Source organism: Pseudomonas extremaustralis, from assembly GCF_900102035.1.
GTDB classification, from domain to species: Bacteria; Pseudomonadota; Gammaproteobacteria; order Pseudomonadales; family Pseudomonadaceae; genus Aquipseudomonas; species Aquipseudomonas extremaustralis.
On record NZ_LT629689.1, the window covers coordinates 264,156 to 285,091 of the forward strand.

Genomic DNA, 20,936 nt, shown 5'->3' on the forward strand with positions numbered 1-20,936 from the left:
TCATGGCAGAAGCAGTCTCCGACAACCTACCCGCCAAGGCAGACGGCAAGCCGCCACTGTTTGGCCTGTCGTTCCTGGAAAACCTCTCGGAAATGACCATGTTGCGTCAGGTGGGCCTGATGGTCGGCCTGGCTGCCAGCGTGGCGATTGGATTTGCCGTGGTGTTGTGGTCGCAGCAACCCGACTATCGGCCGCTGTATGGCAGCCTGGCGGGCATGGATTCCAAGCAGATCATGGAAACCCTCGCCGCCGCCGACATCGCCTACACCGTGGAGCCCAACTCCGGCGCGCTGCTGGTCAAGTCCGACGATGTCGCCCGTGCGCGCATGAAACTCGCGGCGGCCGGCGTGACCCCGTCCGACAGCAACATCGGTTTTGAAATCCTCGACAAGGACCAGGGCCTGGGGACCAGCCAGTTCATGGAGGCTACCCGCTACCGTCGTGGCCTGGAAGGCGAACTGGCGCGCACCATCTCTAGCTTGAACAACGTCAAGGGTGCCCGCGTGCACCTGGCCATTCCGAAAAGCTCGGTGTTCGTGCGTGACGAACGCAAGCCCAGCGCCTCGGTATTGGTGGAACTGTTTTCCGGCCGCTCCCTGGAGCCTGGCCAAGTGCTGGCGATCATCAACCTGGTGGCCACCAGCGTTCCCGAATTGAGCAAGTCGCAAATCACCGTGGTGGACCAGAAGGGCAACCTGCTGTCCGACCAGGCCGAGAACTCCTCGCTGACCCAGGCCGGCAAGCAGTTCGACTACAGCCGCCGCATGGAAAGCATGTTGACCCAGCGGGTGCATAACATCCTGCAACCGGTACTGGGTAACGACCGCTACAAGGCTGAAGTGTCCGCCGATGTGGACTTCAGCGCCGTCGAGTCGACCTCCGAGCAGTTCAACCCCGACCAGCCGGCCTTGCGCAGCGAGCAGTCGACCAGCGAACAACGCACCGCCAGCAACGGCCCGCAAGGCGTGCCCGGCGCCCTGAGCAATCAGCCGCCGGCCCCGGCCTCGGCGCCGCAAACCACTGGTGGCTCTGCCGCGACCGCTGGCGCGATCCAGCCAGGGCAGCCACTGCTGGACGCCAACGGCCAGCAGATCATGGACCCGGCCACCGGCCAGCCGATGCTCGCCCCGTACCCGGCGGACAAGCGTAACCAGTCCACCAAGAACTTCGAACTCGACCGTTCCATCAGCCACACCAAGCAGCAGCAAGGCCGTATCAATCGCCTGTCGGTGTCGGTGGTGGTCGATGACCAGGTCAAGGTCAATGCGGCTGACGGTGCGGTGACCCGTGCCCCATGGAGCGCCGACGAATTGGCGCGCTTCACTCGCCTGGTACAGGACGCGGTCGGTTTCGACGCCAGCCGTGGCGACAGCGTCAGCGTGATCAACATGCCGTTCTCCGCCGAACGTGGCGAAGTGATTGCCGAACCGTCGTTCTACTCGCAGCCGTGGTTCTGGGACATCGTCAAGCAAGTGCTGGGGGTCTTGTTCATCCTGGTGCTGGTGTTCGGCGTGCTGCGTCCGGTGCTCAACAACATCACCGGCAACGGCAAGAAACAACTGGCCCTGGCCGGTGGCGACGTAGAGTTGGGTGGCATGGGCGGCCTGGACGGCGAACTGGCCAACGACCGCGTCAGTCTCGGCGGTCCGCAAAGCATCCTGTTGCCAAGCCCGAGCGAAGGCTATGACGCTCAGCTGAATGCAATCAAGAGTCTGGTGGCAGAAGACCCGGGCCGTGTGGCTCAGGTCGTGAAAGAGTGGATTAACGCAGATGAGTGATAATCGAGCCGCTGTTGCCAAACTCACCAAGGTCGACAAAGCCGCAGTCCTGCTGCTGTCCCTGGGTGAAACCGACGCCGCCCAAGTGCTGCGTCACATGGGCCCCAAAGAGGTTCAACGGGTCGGCGTGGCCATGGCGCAAATGCGCAATGTGCACCGTGAGCAAGTCGAACAGGTGATGAGCGAGTTCGTCGAGATCGTCGGCGACCAGACCAGCCTGGGCGTCGGCTCCGACAGTTACATCCGCAAGATGCTCACCTCGGCCCTGGGCGAAGACAAAGCCAACGGCCTGATCGACCGCATCCTGCTGGGCGGTAACACCAGCGGCCTGGACAGCCTCAAGTGGATGGAACCGCGTGCCGTGGCCGACGTGATCCGCTACGAGCACCCGCAGATCCAGGCCATCGTGGTGGCGTACCTCGACCCCGACCAGGCTGGTGAAGTGCTGGGCCACTTCGATCATAAAGTGCGCCTGGACATCATCCTGCGCGTGTCGTCGCTGAACACCGTGCAGCCGGCGGCCTTGAAAGAACTCAACACGATTCTCGAGAAGCAGTTCTCCGGCAACTCGAACGCTTCGCGTACCACCCTGGGCGGTATCAAGCGCGCGGCCGACATCATGAACTTCCTCGACAGCTCGGTCGAAGGCCAGTTGATGGACTCGATCCGCGAGATCGACGACACCCTGTCCGGCCAGATCGAAGACCTCATGTTCGTGTTCAACAACCTCTCCGATGTCGACGACCGTGGCATCCAGGCGTTGCTGCGCGAAGTGTCCTCCGACGTGCTGGTGCTGGCCCTCAAGGGTTCGGACGAAGGCGTCAAGGAAAAGATCTTCAAGAACATGTCCAAGCGTGCTTCCGAACTGTTGCGCGACGACCTGGAAGCCAAGGGCCCGGTGCGCGTCAGCGACGTGGAAACCGCGCAGAAAGAAATCCTCACCATTGCCCGCCGTATGGCCGAAGCCGGAGAAATCGTTCTCGGCGGGAAGGGCGGCGAAGAAATGATCTAAGGCGCCACTCATGTCGAACAAAGATGAGGCTCCCAGCGATCTGATTCGCGCACGGGATGTCGGCGGGTTCGACATCTGGTCGTTGCCCAGCTTCGATCCCCATGTGCCGGAGCCCGAACCGGAGCCTGTGGAAGAACCACCGGTGGAGATGGAAGAAGTGCCGCTGGAGGAAGTCCAGCCACTGACCCTGGAAGAGTTGGAAAGCATTCGTCAGGAGGCTTACAACGAAGGCTTGGTCGCCGGTGAAAAAGACGGTTTTCGCAGTGCCACCCTCAAGGTGCGCCAGGAAGCCGAGGTGGCCTTGGGCGTCAAGCTGGCCAGTCTCGAACGCTTGATGGGCAGCCTGTTCGATCCCATCGCCGAGCAGGATGCGCAGCTGGAAAAAACCATGGTCGGCCTGGTGGAGCACATCGCCCGCCAAGTGATCCAGCGCGAGCTGGTGCTGGACTCCAGTCAGATCGAAAGCGTCATGCGCGAAGCGCTCAAGCTGCTACCCCTGGGCGTCGGTAATGTGCGCTTGTATATCAACCCGCAGGATTTCGAGCAGGTCAAAGCCCTGCGCGAGCGCCATGAAGAAACCTGGCGCATCGTCGAAGACGCCGCGCTGCAGCCTGGCGGTTGCCGCGTCGAGACCGAATACAGTCGCATCGATGCCACGGTGGAAACCCGTATCAGCCAGATCATGGCCAAGCTGCTGGATCAGCTCCATGAGCAGGTCCTGAACCCGGCCGAACCTGACTTGAGTGTGGACCTGGACACTCCCGATGCGCCTTGATCGCACCAGCTTCGCCAAACGCCTGGGCGGGTATGTCGAAGCCACCGAGTTGCCCGCCCAGCCGATCCTTGAAGGGCGCCTGCTGCGCATGGTCGGCCTGACCCTCGAAGCCGAAGGCCTGCGCGCCGCCATGGGCAGTCGCTGCCTGGTGATCAACGACGACAGCTACCACCCGGTGCAGGTCGAAGCCGAAGTGATGGGCTTTTCCGGCAGCAAGATTTTCCTCATGCCCGTCGGCAGCCTGGCCGGCATCGCTCCCGGCGCCCGCGTGGTGCCGCTGGCCGACACCGGTCGCTTGCCCATGGGCATGAGCATGCTCGGCCGTGTGCTCGACGGCGCCGGTCGCGCGCTGGATGGAAAGGGCGGCATGAAGGCCGAAGATTGGGTGCCGATGGACGGCCCCACGATCAATCCGCTCAAGCGCAACCCCATCAGCCAGCCGCTGGATGTGGGCATTCGCTGCATCAACGGATTATTGACGGTCGGTCGCGGCCAGCGTCTGGGCCTGTTCGCCGGTACCGGTGTGGGTAAATCGGTGTTGCTGGGCATGATGACCCGCTTTACCGAGGCCGACATCATCGTGGTGGGGTTGATCGGTGAGCGGGGCCGCGAGGTCAAGGAGTTCATCGAGCACAGCCTGGGCGAAGAAGGCCTCAAGCGCTCGGTGGTGGTCGCGTCGCCCGCCGACGATGCGCCGCTCATGCGTTTGCGCGCGGCCATGTACTGCACGCGCATCGCCGAATATTTTCGCGACAAGGGCAAGAACGTCCTGTTGCTGATGGATTCGCTCACGCGTTTCGCCCAGGCCCAGCGGGAAATCGCCCTGGCCATCGGCGAGCCGCCGGCCACCAAGGGCTATCCGCCGTCGGTGTTCGCCAAGTTGCCCAAGCTGGTGGAACGCGCCGGTAACGCCGAGGCCGGCGGTGGCTCGATCACCGCGTTCTACACCGTGTTGTCCGAAGGCGATGACCAGCAAGACCCGATTGCCGACTCGGCGCGGGGCGTGCTCGATGGCCATATCGTGCTGTCGCGGCGTTTGGCGGAGGAGGGGCACTACCCGGCCATCGACATCGAAGCCTCCATCAGCCGGGTAATGCCGTCGGTGGTCACGCCCGAGCATTTGGCCCGTGCGCAACAGTTCAAGCAGCTGTGGTCGCGCTATCAACAGAGCCGCGACCTGATCAGCGTCGGCGCCTATGTCGCCGGTGGCGACCGTGAGACTGACCTGGCGATTGCCCTGCAACCGCAACTGGTGACTTACCTGCGCCAAGGCCTCAACGACAAGATCAGCATGGGTGAAAGCGAAGCGCACCTGGGCTCGATCTTCGCCCCCGCGCCGGGCGGCTAAGCCATGGCCAACAGCCGCGCCGCGCGCCTGGCCCCGGTGGTGGACATGGCCGAGAAAGCCGAGAAAACCGCGGTCCAGCGCCTGGGGTATTTCCAGGGCCAGGTGCGCCTGGCGGAAAGCAAGCTGGGCGACCTGGAGCGCTTTCGCGGCGAATACCAGCAGCAGTGGATCGAGCGGGGCGCCAAGGGCGTGTCGGGCCAATGGTTGATGGGCTACCAGGGTTTTCTCAATCAGCTCGAAACCGCCGTCGGCCAGCAGCGCCAAAGCCTGGCCTGGCACCAGAACAACCTCGACAAGGCCCGCGAGGCGTGGCAGCAAGCGTTCGCCCGTGTCGAAGGTCTGCGCAAGCTGGTGCAGCGCTACATCGATGAGGCGCGGGCGATTGAAGACAAGCGCGAGCAGAAGTTGCTCGATGAGTTGTCACAGCGGCTGCCGCGTCAAGGACAATTCTAAATGTTGCCCAGAGGCCCATCACCTGCTACACCTTGTTTGTGTTGTCCATGACAAGGAAGCTGTCACATGTCAATTGAGTCAGAAGTATCCCAGGACGGGAAGACGTTGACGATCACCATCAGGGGTCGTTTCGATTTCGGCAGCCACCAGACCTTTCGCGATACCTACGAGCATTTCTACAAGAAGCCCGAGGTGTATGTGGTCGATCTGAAAGACACCACGTACATGGACAGTTCGGCCCTGGGCATGCTCTTGCTGCTGAGGGATTATGCCGGCGGCGAACGGGCGCAAGTCCAGGTGATCAACAGCAACAATGACGTGCGCAAGATCCTCGCCATTTCCAACTTCGACAAACTGTTCGACATCAGTTGAGCGCCTTGGCCCCGGTCCTCGAGCCCCTGACGATCCTGATCGCCGAAGACAGCGCCGCGGACCTGCTGTTGCTGTCGACCATCGTGCGACGCCAGGGGCATCACGTGCTCACCGCCCGACACGGCGAGGAAGCGGTGCAAGTGTTCGCGCGCGAGCGTCCGCAACTGGTGTTGATGGACGCGCTGATGCCGGTGATGGACGGCTTTGAAGCGGCGCGCCGGATCAAGCATCTGGCCGGAGAGGCGCTGGTCCCCATTATCTTTCTCACTTCCCTGCGCGAGAGCGAAGCCCTGGCCCAGTGCCTGGATGCCGGCGGTGACGACTTTTTGCCCAAGCCCTACAACCAGGTGATCCTCGCCGCGAAGATCAACGCCATGGACCGCCTGCGCCGCTTGCACGCCACGGTGTTGCAGCAGCGCGACCTGATCGCCAGGCACCATGACTACCTGTTGCATGAGCAGCGGGTGGCCAAGGCGGTGTTCGACAAGGTGGCCCATTCCGGCTGTATCAATGCGGCGCCGAATATCCGCTACTTGCAGTCGCCCTATGCGCTGTTCAATGGCGATTTGCTGCTGGCGGCCTACACACCGTCCGGTGATATGCATGTGCTGCTCGGCGACTTCACCGGCCATGGGTTGCCGGCGGCGGTGGGCGCCATGCCGTTGGCGGAGGTGTTTTACGGCATGACCGCCAAGGGTTACGGCCTGGCGCAGATCCTTCGCGAGATGAATGCCAAGCTCAAGCGCATCCTGCCGGTGGACATGTTTTGCTGCGCGACCTTGTTGTGCCTGAGTGCGCAGCGGCGAATGGTGGAGGTGTGGAACGGCGGCATGCCCGACGGTTATGTGCATGAGGTCGCCAGCGGCAAGCGTATGCCCCTGCAGTCGCGGCATTTGCCGTTGGGTGTGCTGTCGGCGGACGCTTTTGATGATCGCACCGACGTCTGGCCCATGGCGTTGGGCGACCGCGTGTTCCTGCTGTCCGATGGCGTGCTGGATACCTCCGACGCCAATGACCAGCTGTTCGGTGCCGAGCGTTTGCGGCAGGTCTTTGCCGCCAACCGTGAGCCCGATCGGTTGTTCGAAGAGATCGAGCAGGCTTTGGCGGCGTTTCGGGGCATGGCGCGCGATGACGTGAGCATGGTGGAAATCACCCTGCAACCCGGCCAGTCACTGCGCGCGACCGGGCTGTTGCATGCCGACAGCGGCCAGTCGAGCCCGCCGGATTGGTCGGTGAGTTTCGAGTTCCGCGCCGAGACCCTCAAACGCTACAACCCCTTGCCGTACTTGCTGCAACTGCTGCTGGAGGTCCAGGGCCTGCGTGAGCATAGCGGGGCGCTCTACAGCGTCATGGCCGAGTTGTACTCCAACGCCCTGGAGCACGGCGTGCTGGGTCTGGATTCGCAGCTCAAGCGCGATGCCCAGGGTTTTGCCGAATACTATCGCCAGCGCAGCGACCGGCTGGCGCAGTTGAGCAGCGGTTGCGTGCGGGTGCATGTGCAGGTGGTGCCCACCGAGGCGGGCGGCAAAATGACCCTGTGCCTGGAAGACAGTGGGGCCGGGTTCGACGTGGAACAGGTGCTGGCCCGGCCACTGGATATCGACCGTCTGTCTGGTCGGGGCCTGAGCCTGGTGCGCCAGTTGAGCAGTGCTGTGCGCTGGTCCGACGGCGGGCGCAGTGTCTGCGTAGAGTTTTCCTGGGGGGCTCTGGCATAATCCGCCGATTCTTGATCAAGGAGCGAGCAAGTGGTGGTTGATATTCATCTGGACTCGGAAGTGTTGTCCGGTTTGCAGGAAGTCATGGAGGGCGATTATCCCAAGTTGCTCGATACCTTCCTCGACGATTCGCAAAAACGTGTCGAAGCGCTGCGCAAGGCGCGGGACGACGCCAAGGCGCTGGGCCGGATTGCCCACAGCTTCAAGGGCAGCAGCGGCAACCTCGGCGCGGTGCGGTTGGCGCAGTTGTGCCAGCGGCTGGAATCCGAGTCGGCCGAGGCAGCGGCGGACCTTGGGGCGCTGGTCGACCAGATCGATCATGAGTTTGCACTGGTCAAGCCGATGTATGAGTCCGAGCGCCAGCGCTTCAGTCTTTGAGTTGGGGCGGTAACGCCAGCCCCCACCATTCAGATCGCTTTTTACCCGCCGATGGCGATTGTCGTGCAACTTGGCCCGACTCTTGCTCTATCTCTCGATACTGCAGCCCCGATCCCCATGCAGTGGAGACCTTTACCTATGCCCGTCGCCCCGAATTCGCTTCTTCAGGCTGCCCCCGCGGCCAAGCCTCAAGCGCCCGCCGCCAATCAACCGGCAGTGGCTGCGGACCCGCGGGACAAAGGCCCTGGCTTCGCGCAGGTGTTCGCCAGCCAGGGCGCCAAGCCCTCCGCCAAGCCCTCCGCCAAGGCCGACGACAACACGGCCAAGCCCACGCGGGATAAGCCGGTCGATACCAGTGCCAAGCCCGCCGCCGGTAGCGACAAGCCCTCTGCCGGCAGTAGCAAGCCTTCCTCCAGCGCGCCAGCGGTTGCCGATAGCGGCAATACCTTGCCAGCCGATCCGCCGGCGAAAGCCGACAGCAGCGCCAGCCAGAATGACCCAGCGCCGGTCGATCCGACGCTGACGCAGCAGCCGGCGGTGGACCCGGTCGTTGATCCGGCGTTGATGGCCACGGTCACGCCGGTGGTCGTGCCGGTTCCGGTTCCAGCACCTGCACCGGTGGAAACCCCTGCGCCCGCTGTCACCACCCAGGATGTCAAAGCCCAGCCGGTGGCAGCGGCGCCGATTGCCGCGACCGATCCGGCCAAGCCAGCCTTCGACCCTCAAGCCGACCCGCTGGATGCCATGCCAGCCGTGCGCTTGGCGATGGAGCAGGGCGGGCATGTGTCGGCCAGCAGCCAGGAACCGGCAAAAACCACCGCCGCGCCGACCCAGGACCAACCGACCGCTGCCCAGAGCTTTGCTGCCGGGATGGCCGTTATGGTTGACCAGCAGGCTTCCAAGGACAGCACCGATACAGGTGGCGACAAGGCCTTCGGCGGCTTGATCGAAGGCGGGCTCAAGGATCTGAAAGACGCCAACAGCGACACCCGCGTCGATGACTTCGCCAACCGCCTGGCGGCACTGACCCAGGCCGCTACCCCGAAAACCGCGAACGCCCTGCCGCCGGTCGCGAATGCGCCGCTGGCCATGCATCAGAGTGGCTGGACGGACGAGATCGTCAATCGGGTCATGTACCTGTCCAGCGGCAACCTCAAGTCGGCGGAGATCCAGCTGCAACCGGCCGAGCTCGGTCGCCTGGATATCAAGGTCAACATGACGGCTGACCAGCAGGCCCAGGTCAACTTCATGAGCGCCCACCCGGTAGTGCGTGAAGCCCTGGAAAGCCAGTCCGGCCGGCTGCGGGAAATGTTCGCCCAGCAGGGCATGGGGCAGGTGGACGTCAACGTCTCCGACCAGTCCCGTGGCCAGGAGCAGCAACAACAGCAGGCCCAGACCCGTGGCGTCAGTGGCGGCGGCGGGCGCAGTGACAACGGCGACAGTGGTAGTCATGTCGACGTGGCTGACGCCGTGGCACCGGTGACTGCCACCGTGATCGGCTCCAGCGCCGTCGACTACTACGCCTGACCCAGCAGGAGCCGGCTTGCCGGCTCCTACGCGGATCAGTGTGTTTGCTGACAACTCTGGCATAACACTTGCTCTTGCCTTTCCGTAGATCTATGAATCCCCGAATAGTGACGGATTATTGGCATGGCGAAGAGCGACGACGCAGCAGCAAACACAGGCAAGGGCAAAGGCAAGCTCAAGCTTATCCTGATGATAGTCGTGGGCCTGCTCCTGGCCATCGGCGCGTCGGTGGGCGGCACCTGGTACATCATGCACAGCGGTGCCAGCAAACCGGCCCCCGTGGCCGAAACCACCAGCAACGTCAAGCAACCGGCAATCTTCGAGCCGATGCTTCCGGCCTTTGTCGCCAACTTCAATCAGAACGGTCGTCAACGCTACCTGCAGGTGAGCATCACCTTGCTGGCGCGTAACCAGTCGGACCTGGATGCCCTCAAGGAGCATATGCCGGTGATCCGCAACAACCTGGTGATGCTGTTCTCCGGCCAGAGCTTCGACTCCCTGGCCACGCCGGTGGGCCAGGAAATGCTGCGCCAGAAGGTCACTGCCAGCGTGCAGGAAGTGGCCCAGAAAGAGCTCGGCAAAGTCGTGGTCGAGCAGGCGCTCTTCACTAACTTCGTATTGCAGTAGGATCACGACATGGCCGTGCAAGATCTGCTGTCCCAGGATGAAATCGACGCCCTGCTGCATGGTGTCGACGATGGTCTGGTACAGACCGAATTGCCTGCCGAGCCCGGCAGTGTCAAAAGTTATGACCTCACCAGCCAGGATCGCATCGTCCGTGGACGCATGCCGACCCTGGAAATGATCAACGAGCGCTTCGCCCGCTATACCCGTATCAGCATGTTCAACATGCTGCGCCGTTCGGCGGACGTGGCGGTGGGCGGCGTGCAGGTGATGAAGTTTGGTGAATACGTGCACTCGCTGTACGTGCCCACCAGCCTCAACCTGGTCAAGATCAAGCCGCTGCGTGGTACCTCGCTGTTCATCCTCGACGCCAAACTGGTGTTCAAGCTGGTGGACAACTTCTTTGGTGGCGACGGCCGTCACGCCAAGATCGAAGGGCGTGAATTCACCCCTACCGAATTGCGCGTGGTGCGCATGGTGCTGGAGCAGGCGTTCATCGATCTGAAGGAAGCCTGGCAGGCGATCATGCAAGTCAATTTCGAGTACATCAACTCGGAAGTGAACCCGGCCATGGCCAACATCGTCGGCCCCAGCGAAGCCGTTGTGGTGTCCACCTTCCACATCGAACTCGATGGCGGCGGCGGCGACCTGCACGTGACCATGCCGTACTCGATGATCGAACCGGTGCGCGAGATGCTCGACGCCGGCTTCCAGTCCGACCTCGACGACCAGGACGAACGCTGGGTCAAGGCCCTGCGCGAGGACCTGTTGGACGTCGACGTTCCGCTGAGCGCCACCGTGGCGCGTCGCCAACTGCGCCTGCGCGATATTTTGCACATGCAGCCGGGGGACGTGATTCCTGTGGAATTGCCGGACGAAATGATCATGCGCGCCAACGGCGTGCCGTCGTTCAAGGTCAAGCTGGGGTCCCACAAGGGCAACCTGGCACTGCAGGTGGTCGAGCCGATCAACCGGCGCTGATCCACCCTCTCTCTTTATGAATGTTTGCTTCGCCGAGGACATGTAATGGCTACCGAACACGAAAACACTTCCGCCGAAGACCAGGCCCTGGCTGACGAATGGGCGGCTGCCCTGGAAGAAACCGGCGATGTCGGCCAGGACGATATCGACGCGCTGTTGGCCGCCGACGCAGCCACCGCCCCGGTGGGCAGTCGCCTGCCGATGGAAGAATTCGGCAGTGTGCCGAAGAATCACGAACCGGCGAGCCTCGATGGCCCGAACCTGGATGTGATCCTCGATATTCCGGTGTCGATTTCCATGGAAGTGGGCAGTACCGAAATCAACATCCGCAACCTGCTGCAACTCAACCAGGGCTCGGTGATCGAGCTGGACCGCCTGGCCGGTGAGCCGCTGGACGTATTGGTCAACGGCACCCTGATCGCTCATGGCGAAGTGGTCGTGGTCAACGAAAAGTTCGGCATCCGCCTCACGGACGTGATCAGCCCCAGCGAGCGCATCAGGAAGTTGCGCTGATATGAAGCGGTGGATGGTGGGTCTGTCAGTCGCGCTGCCACTGCACGCCCTGGCGGCGGAGCCGGTGGCGCAGGCCGTGGCCGCCGCGCCAGTAGGAAGCAGTCTTGGCGGGCAATTGACTCAGCTGGTGCTGGGCCTGTTGCTGGTGGTGGGCCTGATCTTCGTGCTCGCCTGGCTGATGCGCCGCGTGCAGCGCGTGGGTCCGGGCAACGGCCAGGTCATCGAGGTGATCGGCTCCCGCGCTTTGGGCACGCGTGATCGGCTGGTGCTGGTGCAGGTGGGCGAGGAACAGATCCTGCTGGGCATCACCCCCGGTCGCATCACCCCGCTGCATGTGCTCAAGACGCCCGTGAACGTGGCCCAGACCCAGGCCGCCACGCCGGAATTCGCCCAGCGCCTGATGGAGTTGCTGGGCAAGGATCAGAAGGATAAGAAGTAATGCGCGTTTTATTGACGCTCATGCTGTTGCTCGCGGCGCCCATGGCGTTTGCCGCCGACCCGTTGACGATCCCGGCCATTACGCTGGGTACCAACGCGGCTGGGGCCCAGGAGTATTCGGTCAGCCTGCAGATCCTGCTGATCATGACCGCGCTGAGTTTTATCCCGGCGTTCGTCATGCTGATGACCAGCTTCACGCGGATCATCATTGTGTTCTCGATCCTGCGCCAGGCCCTGGGCCTGCAGCAGACACCGTCCAACCAGATCCTGACCGGCATGGCGCTGTTCCTGACCCTGTTCATCATGGCGCCGGTGTTCGACAAGGTGAACCAGCAAGCCCTGCAACCTTACCTCGCCGAGAAAATGACCGCCCAGGACGCGATCGACAAGGCCCAGGGCCCGATCAAGGACTTCATGCTCTCGCAGACCCGTTCCAGCGACCTCGAGCTGTTCGTGCGCCTGTCCAAGCGCACCGACATCGCCAGCCCGGACCAGGCCCCGCTGACCATCCTGGTGCCGGCGTTCGTCACTTCGGAACTGAAGACCGCGTTCCAGATCGGTTTCATGATTTTTATCCCGTTCCTGATCATCGACCTGGTGGTGGCGAGCGTATTGATGGCCATGGGGATGATGATGCTGTCGCCGCTGATCATCTCGTTGCCGTTCAAGATCATGCTGTTTGTCCTCGTGGACGGCTGGGCGCTGATTATCGGCACCCTGGCCGGCAGTTTCGGAGGGGTATAGCGCCATGACGCCAGAAGTCGCTGTCGACCTGTTTCGTGAAGCGCTGTGGCTGACCACCATGATGGTGGCCGTGCTGGTGGTGCCGAGTCTGTTGGTGGGCCTGCTGGTGGCGATGTTCCAGGCCGCGACCCAGATCAACGAACAGACCCTGAGCTTCCTGCCGCGCCTGCTGGTGATGCTGATCACGCTGATCGTCGCCGGCCCGTGGCTGGTGCAGACCTTCATGGAATACATCCTGCAGTTGTACGGCAGTATTCCGCATGTGATCGGCTGACCCGATGCAGTCTTTGCTGGCATTGACCGACACCCAGATCAGCACCTGGGTGGCTTCCTTCATCCTGCCGCTGTTTCGCGTGACGGCGGTGCTGATGAGCATGCCGGTGTTCGGTACTACGCTGGTGCCACGGCGCGTGCGCCTGTATTTCGCGGTGGCGATCACGGTGGTGATTGTCCCCGGCTTGCCGCCGATGCCACCGGTCAACGCCCTGGACCTCAGTGCCTTGATGCTGATCGCCGAACAAATCCTGATCGGCTCGCTGCTGGGCTTCTCCTTGCAGCTGTTCTTCCAGGCCTTTGTGATTGCCGGGCAAATCATCTCGATCCAGATGGGCATGGGCTTCGCGTCCATGGTCGACCCCACCAACGGCGTGTCGGCGGCGGTGATCGGACAGTTCCTGACCATGCTCGTGACCTTGATCTTCCTGGCGATGAACGGCCACCTGGTGGTGTTCGAGGTGCTGACCGAAAGTTTCACCAACTTGCCGGTGGGCTCGGGCCTGGTGGTCAATCACTTCTGGGAATTGGTGGGGCGCCTCAGTTGGGTGCTCGGTGCCTCGTTGCTGCTGGTGTTGCCGGCGATCACAGCCTTGCTGGTGGTTAACATCGCCTTTGGCGTCATGACGCGCGCGGCGCCCCAGTTGAACATCTTCTCCATTGGTTTCCCCCTTACCCTGGTATTGGGCATGGGGATTTTCTGGATCGGCCTGGCCGACATTCTCAATCAGTATCAACCGCTGGCGATCGACGCCTTGCAGTTCTTACGTGATCTGGCACGGGCGCGCTGAGCCATGGCCGAGAGCGAGAGTGGTCAGGACAAAACAGAAGACCCCACGGAGAAACGTAAAAAGGACTCCAGGGAAAAGGGCGAGATCGCCCGCTCCAAGGAACTCAATACCGTTGCCACGATGATGGCCGGTTCCGGCGCCTTGTTGATCTATGGCGGCGGTTTGGCGCTGGATCTCATGGAGTTGATGAAACTCAACTTCAGCTTGCCCCGTGAGGTGCTGCTCAGCCCTGGCGCCATGGGGCAGTACCTGCTGCATTCGGGGAAAATCGCGATCCTGGCGGTGCAGCCGATTTTGATCACCTTGCTCCTGGCCGCGCTGATCGGCCCGGTCGCCCTGGGCGGCTGGCTGTTCGCCGCCAGCAGCATGGCGCCTAAATTCAGCCGCATGAACCCCGCTGCCGGGCTCAAGCGTATGTTTTCGCCCAAAGCCCTGGTGGAGCTGCTCAAGGCCCTGGCCAAGTTCATCCTGATTTTGTTCGTGGCGCTGATGGTGTTGTCGTCCGACATCGACGACCTGTTGCGCATCGCCCATGAGCCGGTGGAGTCGGCCATCATCCACAGCGTGCAGGTGGTGGGGTGGAGTGCCTTATGGATGGCGGCCGGGCTGATCATCATTGCGGCGGTGGATGCGCCGATCCAGTTGTGGGAGAGCCACAAGAAGCTGCTGATGACCAAGCAGGAAGTGCGTGACGAGCACAAGGATCAGGAAGGCCGGCCCGAGGTCAAGCAACGTATTCGCCAACTGCAGCGGGAAATGTCCCAGCGCAAGATGATGGCTTCGGTGCCGGACGCCGATGTGGTCATCACCAACCCGACGCACTACGCCGTGGCGCTCAAGTATGACCCGGAGAAAGGCGGTGCGCCGATGTTGCTGGCCAAGGGCAGTGATTTCACCGCCTTGAAAATCCGCGAAATCGCCGTGGCCCACGACATCCTGTTGCTGGAATCGCCTGAGCTGGCGCGGTCGATCTTCTATTCCACCGATCTCGATCAGGAGATCCCCGCCGGGCTTTACCTGGCCGTGGCCCAGGTGTTGGCGTATGTCTATCAGATTCGCCAATACCGCGCCGGCAAGGGCAAGCGCCCGGACCCGCTCAAGGACCTGCCGATTCCGCCGGAACTGCGCCGCGACGCCTAGCTGCATTTTCGCCGCGAGCCGTGCAGGCCGGCTTCTCTCGCTTGAACCGTCGCCGCTCCCTACCACTCGTCGCCAACCCATGTCTACCTGTCAACTTTGACAGTAGGCAGCGTCGCGTTCTCGCAGTTCTATTGCCTCACGTACTGCGCCGCAAGATGCAGGGAGTGGGTTGATGCAGCTATTCACAGGCCGGGTTAAATCCTATGACCAACAGACGGGAAAGGGTTTTATTGCGCCGGACAGTGGGGGAGAGGACGTGCCGGTAGATCTGCTCGGTTCGGGGGGCGGTCTGCTGGCGCAAGGGCAGAAAGTGGCATTTCGCATGATCCATCGACCGGATGGCATCTACGCATGCGATATCACGCTGATCTGACGGCAGTTGTGCAGGTATTTACTTGACGTGTACGGAGAACGGCCATGGCAACGGGCAAGGTGAAGTGGTTCAACGCGGAAAAGGGCTTTGGCTTCATCACGCAGGATGACGGCGGTGCCGATGTCTTCGTGCATTTTTCGGCGATCCAGATTGACGGATTCAAGACGCTCGAAGAAGGAAAAAAAGTCCAATTCGATATTGTCGACGGTAAAAAAGGGCCCCAGGCCGAAAACGTCCGTCCCCTGTAAAAACGTTTCCTCCGGTGGCATCGGCTGTTATCCCCGATGAGCGTTGGCGCCCGGCAGGCCCGTGCGCCAACGATCTGAAGCTGAAAGCAAAAGTTGGAAGGCTTCTTGCAATACTGCCTCCAGGACGCTCAATGGCGTCAAAAGTTTGCTTCAAGGTCACGAGGGATATCGGTGGAACGTTCTCAACTGCTCAGCACGGCCCGTAGTACCCTGACTGACCTCTCGCGAGGCAATCTGGGTGTGCCGTTGTTGTTGCTGGTGATGCTGGCAATGATGATGTTGCCGATGCCGCCGTTCCTGCTGGACGTGTTCTTCACCTTCAACATTGCCCTGTCCGTCGTCGTGCTGCTGGTGTGCGTCTACGCGCTGCGGCCTTTGGATTTCGCGGTTTTCCCCACCATCCTGCTGATTGCCACGCTGCTGCGCCTGGCGCTGAACGTGGCGTCGACCCGGGTGGTGATGCTTCACGGCCAGGACGGTCACGCCGCCGCCGGTAAGGTGATCCAGGCCTTCGGTGAGGTGGTGATCGGCGGTAACTACGTGGTCGGTGTCGTGGTGTTCGCGATCCTGATGATCATCAACTTCGTCGTGGTGACCAAAGGCGCCGGGCGGATTTCCGAGGTGAGCGCGCGCTTTACCCTCGATGCGATGCCCGGCAAACAGATGGCCATCGACGCCGACCTCAACGCCGGCCTGATCGACCAGAACCAGGCCAAGGCCCGCCGTCTAGAAGTGGCCCAGGAAGCCGAGTTCTACGGTTCCATGGACGGTGCCAGCAAATTCGTGCGCGGCGATGCCATCGCCGGCCTGTTGATTCTGTTTATCAACCTGATCGGCGGTGTGGCCGTCGGTATGTTCCAGCACGGCATGAGCTTCAGCGATGCGGGCAAGGTGTATGCCTTGCTGACCATCGGTGACGGTTTAGTGGCGCAATTGCCATCACTGTTGTTATCCACAGCTGCGGCGATCATGGTGACCCGTGCTTCGGGCTCCGAAGACATGGGCAAGCAGATCAGCCGGCAGATGTTCGCCTCGCCCAAGGCGCTGGCCGTGGCCGCTGGCATCATGGCGATCATGGGCATCGTGCCCGGCATGCCTCACATCTCGTTCTTGAGCATGGCCGCCATGGCTGCCGGTGGCGCCTACCTGTTCTGGAGAAAGCAGAACGCGGTCAAGGTGCAGGCCCAGCAAGAGATCGCACGCCAGCAGGAACTGCTGCCGTCGCCGGCCCGCGCCCAGGAAACCAAGGAGTTGGGCTGGGACGACGTGACCCCGATCGACATGATCGGCCTGGAAGTCGGTTACCGCCTGATTCCGCTGGTGGACCGCAACCAGGGTGGCCAGTTGCTCGCGCGGATCAAGGGCGTGCGCAAGAAGCTGTCCCAGGACTTGGGCTTTTTGATGCCCACCGTACATATCCGCGACAACCTCGACCTGGCCCCCAGCGCCTATCGCCTGACCCTTATGGGCGTGATCCTCGCCGAAGCGGAGATCTACCCCGACCGCGAGCTGGCGATCAACCCAGGGCAGGTGTTCGGCAGCCTCAACGGGATTACCGCCAAAGATCCGGCTTTCGGCCTGGACGCGGTATGGATCGAGGTCAGTCAGCGCAGCCAGGCCCAGTCCCTGGGCTACACCGTGGTGGATGCCAGCACCGTGGTCGCGACTCACCTCAACCAGATTCTGTACAAGCACTCCCACGAGCTGATTGGCCACGAAGAAGTCCAGCAATTGATGGGGTTGCTGGGCAAAGCCTCGCCAAAACTGGCCGAAGAGCTGGTGCCCGGCGTGCTGTCGCTGTCGCAGCTGCTCAAGGTGTTGCAGGCGCTGCTGGCCGAACAGGTGCCGGTGCGCGATATTCGCAGCATTGCCGAGGCGATCGCCAACAACGCCGCCAAGAGTCAAGATACCGCCGCTCTGGTGGCTGCGGTGCGCGTCGGGTTGTCTCGCGCAATCGTGCAAAGCATTGTGGGGCTTGACTCCGAGCTGCCTGTGATCACCTTGGAACCAAGGTTGGAACAAATATTGCTCAACAGTATTCAGAAGGCAGGACAAGGCCAGGAAGAGGGCGTTCTGCTGGAGCCAAGCATGGCTGAAAAACTGCAGCGTTCGTTGATCGACGCCGCACAGCGCCAGGAAATGCAGGGCCAACCCGTGATTCTGCTGGTGGCAGGCCCGGTCCGGGCGATGTTGTCGCGGTTTGGACGTCTGGCAGTGCCGAATTTGCACGTTTTGGCTTATCAGGAAATTCCTGACAACAAGCAAGTGACCATCGTCGCGACAGTAGGGCCCAACGGCTGAGGGTAGTGGGTTATGCAAGTGAAGCGTTTTTTCGCCGCCGATATGCGTCAGGCCATGAAACTGGTTCGTGATGAGTTGGGCGCCGACGCCGCGATTATCGGTAACCGTCGTATTGCCGGCGGTGTCGAGCTGACGGCTGCCCTGGATTACACCCCCCAGGCCTTGGCGCCGCGTGTGCCGAACATGGAGCTTGAAGACGAGCTGCGCAAGACCGCTTCGCGCATTGTCTCGGCCCAGGCCGAACTGGGCATGCGTGGCGACAGCGATGCCACGACCAATCGCCAACTGTTCGCCGGCCTGCCGCTGACGGCCGCCGAGCCGCTGGTCGAGCCGACGTTCGTTGAACCGCCACGTCCTGCCGCGCCGGCCCAGGCACAAGCCATCGACCAGCGTGTGTTCGACTCGATGCGCTTTGAACTCAACGGCCTGCGCGAGCTGCTGGAAGTGCAACTGGGCTCGCTGGCCTGGACCCAGCTGCAAGGCAGCAAGCCGCAACAGGCCAACCTCTGGCGTCGCCTGCAACGCATCGGCCTGTCCGGCCCGTTGTCCCGCGATCTGCTGGCGTTGACCACGGAAATCGAAGAACCCCGCCAGGCCTGGCGCATGTTGCTGGCCCATCTGGCGCGGATGATCGTGACCCCGGAAATCGAACCTCTGGAAGAGGGCGGTGTCATTGCCATGGTCGGTCCTGCCGGCATGGGCAAGACCACCACCCTGGCCAAGCTGGCGGCCCGTTACGTGCTCAAGTACGGCGCGCAGAACATCGCGCTGGTGAGCATGGACAGTTACCGCATCGGTGCCCAGGAGCAGCTCAAGACCCTGGGTCGCATCCTCAATGTGTCGGTGACTCACGTCGACCCGGGCCAGTCCCTGGCCAACGCCCTCGACCCCTTGCTGCGCAAGCGCGTGGTGCTGATCGACACCGCTGGCCTGCAAGCCAGCGACCCGGCGTTGCGCATGCAGCTGGAAAGCCTGGCCGGGCGCGGTATCAAGTCAAAGAACTACCTGGTGCTCGCAACTACCAGTCAAAAACAAGTGCTTACTGCTGCGTACCATAGCTACAAGCGCTGCGGCCTGGCCGGATGCATCCTCACCAAGCTCGATGAAACCGCGAGCCTGGGCGAAGTGCTGAGCCTGGCGATCAGCCATGAATTGCCGGTCGCCTACCTGACCGACGGGCCGCGGATTCCAGATGATCTGCATCTGCCGCGCCGTCATCAGTTGGTCAGCCGTGCGGTCAGCGTGCAAATGCAAGAAGAGCCTAGCGAGGAAGCGATGGCCGATATGTTCGCCGACCTCTACCACACCCCGGCGAAGCGGGTGGGTTGAGGTCAGGATGAACACCATGAAATGTATCTACATCGATGGTCTGCAAGCGATTCACGCGGCCAAGCCATGTAGCCTGCGTCTAAGCAAGACAAGGTAAAGAAATAAAATGGGCAGCATGCATCCCGTACAGGTGATCGCGGTGACCGGCGGCAAAGGTGGCGTCGGGAAAACTAACGTGTCAGTGAATTTGTCCCTGGCCCTGGCAGAGCTTGGCCGTCGCGTCATGCTGCTGGATGCTGACCTGGGGCTGGCGAACGTCGACGTTCTGCTGGGGTTGACGCCCAAACATACCCTTGCCGATGTGATCGAGGGACGCTGTGAGCTGCGTGATGTGCTGCTGCAGGGCCCTGGCGGCATCCGCATTGTGCCGGCCGCTTCCGGTACCCAGAGCATGGTGCACTTGAGCCCGGCACAGCATGCCGGCCTGATCCAGGCGTTCAGCGATATCGGCGACAACCTCGACGTGCTGGTGATCGACACCGCCGCCGGGATCGGCGAGTCCGTGGTCAGCTTCGTGCGCGCCGCGCAGGAAGTACTGCTGGTGGTCTGCGACGAACCCACCTCGATCACCGACGCCTACGCCCTGATCAAACTGCTTAACCGTGACTACGGCATGAATCGCTTTCGCGTGCTGGCCAACATGGCCCAGAGCCCGCAGGAAGGACGCAACCTGTTCGCCAAGTTGACCAAGGTCACGGATCGTTTTCTCGATGTCGCCTTACAATACGTCGGCGCAGTTCCCTACGACGAGTGTGTGCGCAAGGCTGTGCAAAAGCAGCGTGCAGTCTACGAAGCATTCCCTCGTTCCAAATGCGCATTGGCGTTCAAGGCTATTGCCCAGAAGGTCGATACCTGGCCGTTGCCCGCCAACCCACGGGGGCATCTGGAGTTTTTCGTCGAGCGATTGGTGCATCAGACGAGCGCAGGACCGGTGCTATGACAGCCAGCGGCTATAACCTTTACAAGAAATCGGCACGTGATAGCCAAGGTGATTTGATCGAGCGCTACGCGCCCCTGGTCAAGCGCATCGCCTACCACTTGCTGGCACGCCTGCCCGCCAGCGTCCAGGTCGAGGATTTGATCCAGGCCGGCATGATCGGCCTGCTCGAAGTGTCGACCAAATATGACGCGAGCAAGGGCGCGAGTTTCGAGACGTATGCGGGTATCCGTATCCGCGGCGCGATGCTCGACGAAGTGCGTAAGGGTGACTGGGCGCCACGTTCGGTGCATCGCAATACGCGCATGGTCAGCGACGCAATTCGCGCAATTGAAGCAAAAACCGGTCGCGACGCTAAAGATCACGAGGTTGCGGCCGAACTCCAATTGAGTCTCGACGATTATTACGGGATTTTGAACGACACCTTGGGCAGCCGCCTGTTCAGTTTCGACGACCTGTTGCAGGACGGCGAACACGAAGGGCTGCACGAGGACGGCGCGAGTGCTCATATGGAGCCTTCGCGGGACCTGGAAGACGAACGGTTCCAGGGCGCGTTGGCGGACGCGATTGCCAATTTGCCGGAGCGTGAACGGCTGGTGTTGGCGCTGTACTACGACGAAGAGCTGAACCTCAAGGAAATCGGTGAGGTCCTGGGGGTCAGCGAATCGCGGGTCAGCCAGTTGCATAGCCAGTGCGCAGCCCGCTTGCGGGGGCGTTTGGGAGAGTGGCGAGCGCGCTGACAGGCAGTGTGGGGGGCACTGCAGAAAGAAGCCGCGAGGGCGATTGGTCTTCGCGGGGTCGACCCGTGGTGCGTCTTGCAGTCCTTTTTGTGTAATGCCTGTTGATTAGAAGTGGCGCGTCCAGGTGCTGGGCGCGTTTAAGACTG

Annotated in this window: 23 protein-coding genes; all 23 read left to right on the forward strand. The window is 62.0% G+C overall.

The features are described 5' to 3' along the window. The first annotated feature begins 2 nt into the window (after positions 1–2). The 23 genes from fliF (at position 3) to fliA (ending at position 20,790) form a co-directional block, all read left to right on the forward strand. The gene (gene fliF, locus BLR63_RS01250) at positions 3–1,778 is read left to right on the forward strand and encodes a flagellar basal-body MS-ring/collar protein FliF (RefSeq protein WP_010563974.1); all 1,776 of its coding nucleotides are present in this window, start codon (positions 3–5) and stop codon (positions 1,776–1,778) included. Further along, positions 1,771–2,790 carry a flagellar motor switch protein FliG gene (gene fliG, locus BLR63_RS01255; protein ID WP_010563975.1) on the forward strand — a complete coding sequence of 340 codons (1,020 nt, stop codon included), beginning with the start codon at positions 1,771–1,773 and terminating at the stop codon, positions 2,788–2,790. The genes fliF and fliG overlap by 8 nt, the downstream gene beginning before the upstream one ends. 10 nt (positions 2,791–2,800) lie before the next feature. Then, a complete protein-coding gene (gene fliH / locus BLR63_RS01260) occupies positions 2,801–3,565 on the forward strand; it encodes a flagellar assembly protein FliH (RefSeq protein WP_010563976.1) in 765 nt (254 codons plus the stop codon). Then, entirely contained in the window at positions 3,555–4,913 is a 1,359-nt protein-coding gene (fliI, locus tag BLR63_RS01265) for a flagellar protein export ATPase FliI (RefSeq protein ID WP_010563977.1), read from the forward strand. The genes fliH and fliI overlap by 11 nt, the downstream gene beginning before the upstream one ends. Positions 4,914–4,916: 3 nt before the next feature. After that, positions 4,917–5,366 carry a flagellar export protein FliJ gene (gene fliJ / locus BLR63_RS01270; RefSeq protein WP_010563978.1) on the forward strand — a complete coding sequence of 150 codons (450 nt, stop codon included), beginning with the start codon at positions 4,917–4,919 and terminating at the stop codon, positions 5,364–5,366. Positions 5,367–5,432: 66 nt separating this feature from the next. Then, a complete protein-coding gene (locus BLR63_RS01275) occupies positions 5,433–5,738 on the forward strand; it encodes an STAS domain-containing protein (protein WP_010563979.1) in 306 nt (101 codons plus the stop codon). Beyond that, the gene (locus BLR63_RS01280) at positions 5,735–7,453 is read left to right on the forward strand and encodes an ATP-binding SpoIIE family protein phosphatase (protein ID WP_010563980.1); all 1,719 of its coding nucleotides are present in this window, start codon (positions 5,735–5,737) and stop codon (positions 7,451–7,453) included. Before BLR63_RS01275 ends, BLR63_RS01280 begins: the two co-directional genes overlap by 4 nt. 33 nt (positions 7,454–7,486) lie before the next feature. Further along, positions 7,487–7,831, forward strand: coding sequence for an Hpt domain-containing protein (locus tag BLR63_RS01285; RefSeq protein ID WP_042946580.1), 345 nt, complete (start codon positions 7,487–7,489; stop codon positions 7,829–7,831). A 138-nt stretch (positions 7,832–7,969) separates the two neighbouring features. Continuing rightward, a complete protein-coding gene (locus BLR63_RS01290) occupies positions 7,970–9,358 on the forward strand; it encodes a flagellar hook-length control protein FliK (protein WP_010563982.1) in 1,389 nt (462 codons plus the stop codon). A gap of 123 nt (positions 9,359–9,481) precedes the next feature. After that, positions 9,482–9,985 carry a flagellar basal body-associated protein FliL gene (fliL, locus tag BLR63_RS01295; RefSeq protein WP_010563983.1) on the forward strand — a complete coding sequence of 168 codons (504 nt, stop codon included), beginning with the start codon at positions 9,482–9,484 and terminating at the stop codon, positions 9,983–9,985. Between the two features lie 9 nt (positions 9,986–9,994). After that, the gene (gene fliM / locus BLR63_RS01300; protein WP_010563984.1) at positions 9,995–10,963 is read left to right on the forward strand and encodes a flagellar motor switch protein FliM; all 969 of its coding nucleotides are present in this window, start codon (positions 9,995–9,997) and stop codon (positions 10,961–10,963) included. A 45-nt stretch (positions 10,964–11,008) separates the two neighbouring features. Then, positions 11,009–11,476, forward strand: coding sequence for a flagellar motor switch protein FliN (gene fliN, locus BLR63_RS01305; RefSeq protein ID WP_010563985.1), 468 nt, complete (start codon positions 11,009–11,011; stop codon positions 11,474–11,476). A 1-nt stretch (position 11,477) separates the two neighbouring features. Beyond that, on the forward strand, positions 11,478–11,915 hold the full coding sequence (gene fliO / locus BLR63_RS01310) for a flagellar biosynthetic protein FliO (protein ID WP_010563986.1): 438 nt from the start codon (positions 11,478–11,480) through the stop codon (positions 11,913–11,915). Beyond that, positions 11,915–12,658 (forward strand): flagellar type III secretion system pore protein FliP, encoded by a 744-nt coding sequence (gene fliP / locus BLR63_RS01315; RefSeq protein WP_010563987.1) that lies wholly within the window; start codon positions 11,915–11,917, stop codon positions 12,656–12,658. Before fliO ends, fliP begins: the two co-directional genes overlap by 1 nt. Before the next feature lie 4 nt (positions 12,659–12,662). Next, on the forward strand, positions 12,663–12,932 hold the full coding sequence (fliQ, locus tag BLR63_RS01320) for a flagellar biosynthesis protein FliQ (protein WP_010563988.1): 270 nt from the start codon (positions 12,663–12,665) through the stop codon (positions 12,930–12,932). A gap of 4 nt (positions 12,933–12,936) precedes the next feature. Next, on the forward strand, positions 12,937–13,722 hold the full coding sequence (fliR, locus tag BLR63_RS01325; RefSeq protein ID WP_042946575.1) for a flagellar biosynthetic protein FliR: 786 nt from the start codon (positions 12,937–12,939) through the stop codon (positions 13,720–13,722). A 3-nt stretch (positions 13,723–13,725) separates the two neighbouring features. Beyond that, a complete protein-coding gene (gene flhB / locus BLR63_RS01330) occupies positions 13,726–14,862 on the forward strand; it encodes a flagellar biosynthesis protein FlhB (protein WP_010563990.1) in 1,137 nt (378 codons plus the stop codon). Positions 14,863–15,034: 172 nt separating this feature from the next. Continuing rightward, on the forward strand, positions 15,035–15,235 hold the full coding sequence (locus BLR63_RS01335) for a cold-shock protein (RefSeq protein ID WP_010563991.1): 201 nt from the start codon (positions 15,035–15,037) through the stop codon (positions 15,233–15,235). A 44-nt stretch (positions 15,236–15,279) separates the two neighbouring features. Next, the gene (locus tag BLR63_RS01340) at positions 15,280–15,483 is read left to right on the forward strand and encodes a cold-shock protein (protein ID WP_010563992.1); all 204 of its coding nucleotides are present in this window, start codon (positions 15,280–15,282) and stop codon (positions 15,481–15,483) included. 171 nt (positions 15,484–15,654) lie between these two features. Then, positions 15,655–17,784: a flagellar biosynthesis protein FlhA gene (gene flhA / locus BLR63_RS01345; RefSeq protein ID WP_010563993.1), complete on the forward strand. Its 2,130-nt coding sequence runs from the start codon at positions 15,655–15,657 to the stop codon at positions 17,782–17,784. Positions 17,785–17,796: 12 nt separating this feature from the next. Continuing rightward, positions 17,797–19,113: a flagellar biosynthesis protein FlhF gene (gene flhF / locus BLR63_RS01350; RefSeq protein WP_010563994.1), complete on the forward strand. Its 1,317-nt coding sequence runs from the start codon at positions 17,797–17,799 to the stop codon at positions 19,111–19,113. A gap of 106 nt (positions 19,114–19,219) precedes the next feature. Further along, the gene (gene fleN / locus BLR63_RS01355; protein WP_003192912.1) at positions 19,220–20,053 is read left to right on the forward strand and encodes a flagellar synthesis regulator FleN; all 834 of its coding nucleotides are present in this window, start codon (positions 19,220–19,222) and stop codon (positions 20,051–20,053) included. Continuing rightward, entirely contained in the window at positions 20,050–20,790 is a 741-nt protein-coding gene (gene fliA, locus BLR63_RS01360) for an RNA polymerase sigma factor FliA (protein ID WP_010563995.1), read from the forward strand. Before fleN ends, fliA begins: the two co-directional genes overlap by 4 nt. Positions 20,791–20,936: the final 146 nt, after the last annotated feature.

Coding starts and splice junctions, on each gene's coding strand:
- BLR63_RS01340 (WP_010563992.1), top strand. CDS start 15,280: ATGGCAACGGGCAAGGTGAAGTGGTTCAACGCGGAAAAGGGCTTTGGC.
- BLR63_RS01335 (WP_010563991.1), top strand. CDS start 15,035: ATGCAGCTATTCACAGGCCGGGTTAAATCCTATGACCAACAGACGGGA.
- fliG (WP_010563975.1), top strand. CDS start 1,771: ATGAGTGATAATCGAGCCGCTGTTGCCAAACTCACCAAGGTCGACAAA.
- fliN (WP_010563985.1), top strand. CDS start 11,009: ATGGCTACCGAACACGAAAACACTTCCGCCGAAGACCAGGCCCTGGCT.
- BLR63_RS01290 (WP_010563982.1), top strand. CDS start 7,970: ATGCCCGTCGCCCCGAATTCGCTTCTTCAGGCTGCCCCCGCGGCCAAG.
- fliR (WP_042946575.1), top strand. CDS start 12,937: ATGCAGTCTTTGCTGGCATTGACCGACACCCAGATCAGCACCTGGGTG.
- fliJ (WP_010563978.1), top strand. CDS start 4,917: ATGGCCAACAGCCGCGCCGCGCGCCTGGCCCCGGTGGTGGACATGGCC.
- fleN (WP_003192912.1), top strand. CDS start 19,220: ATGGGCAGCATGCATCCCGTACAGGTGATCGCGGTGACCGGCGGCAAA.
- fliH (WP_010563976.1), top strand. CDS start 2,801: ATGTCGAACAAAGATGAGGCTCCCAGCGATCTGATTCGCGCACGGGAT.
- BLR63_RS01275 (WP_010563979.1), top strand. CDS start 5,433: ATGTCAATTGAGTCAGAAGTATCCCAGGACGGGAAGACGTTGACGATC.
- flhF (WP_010563994.1), top strand. CDS start 17,797: ATGCAAGTGAAGCGTTTTTTCGCCGCCGATATGCGTCAGGCCATGAAA.
- fliA (WP_010563995.1), top strand. CDS start 20,050: ATGACAGCCAGCGGCTATAACCTTTACAAGAAATCGGCACGTGATAGC.
- fliF (WP_010563974.1), top strand. CDS start 3: ATGGCAGAAGCAGTCTCCGACAACCTACCCGCCAAGGCAGACGGCAAG.
- fliL (WP_010563983.1), top strand. CDS start 9,482: ATGGCGAAGAGCGACGACGCAGCAGCAAACACAGGCAAGGGCAAAGGC.
- fliP (WP_010563987.1), top strand. CDS start 11,915: ATGCGCGTTTTATTGACGCTCATGCTGTTGCTCGCGGCGCCCATGGCG.
- fliI (WP_010563977.1), top strand. CDS start 3,555: ATGCGCCTTGATCGCACCAGCTTCGCCAAACGCCTGGGCGGGTATGTC.
- fliQ (WP_010563988.1), top strand. CDS start 12,663: ATGACGCCAGAAGTCGCTGTCGACCTGTTTCGTGAAGCGCTGTGGCTG.
- flhB (WP_010563990.1), top strand. CDS start 13,726: ATGGCCGAGAGCGAGAGTGGTCAGGACAAAACAGAAGACCCCACGGAG.
- fliO (WP_010563986.1), top strand. CDS start 11,478: ATGAAGCGGTGGATGGTGGGTCTGTCAGTCGCGCTGCCACTGCACGCC.
- fliM (WP_010563984.1), top strand. CDS start 9,995: ATGGCCGTGCAAGATCTGCTGTCCCAGGATGAAATCGACGCCCTGCTG.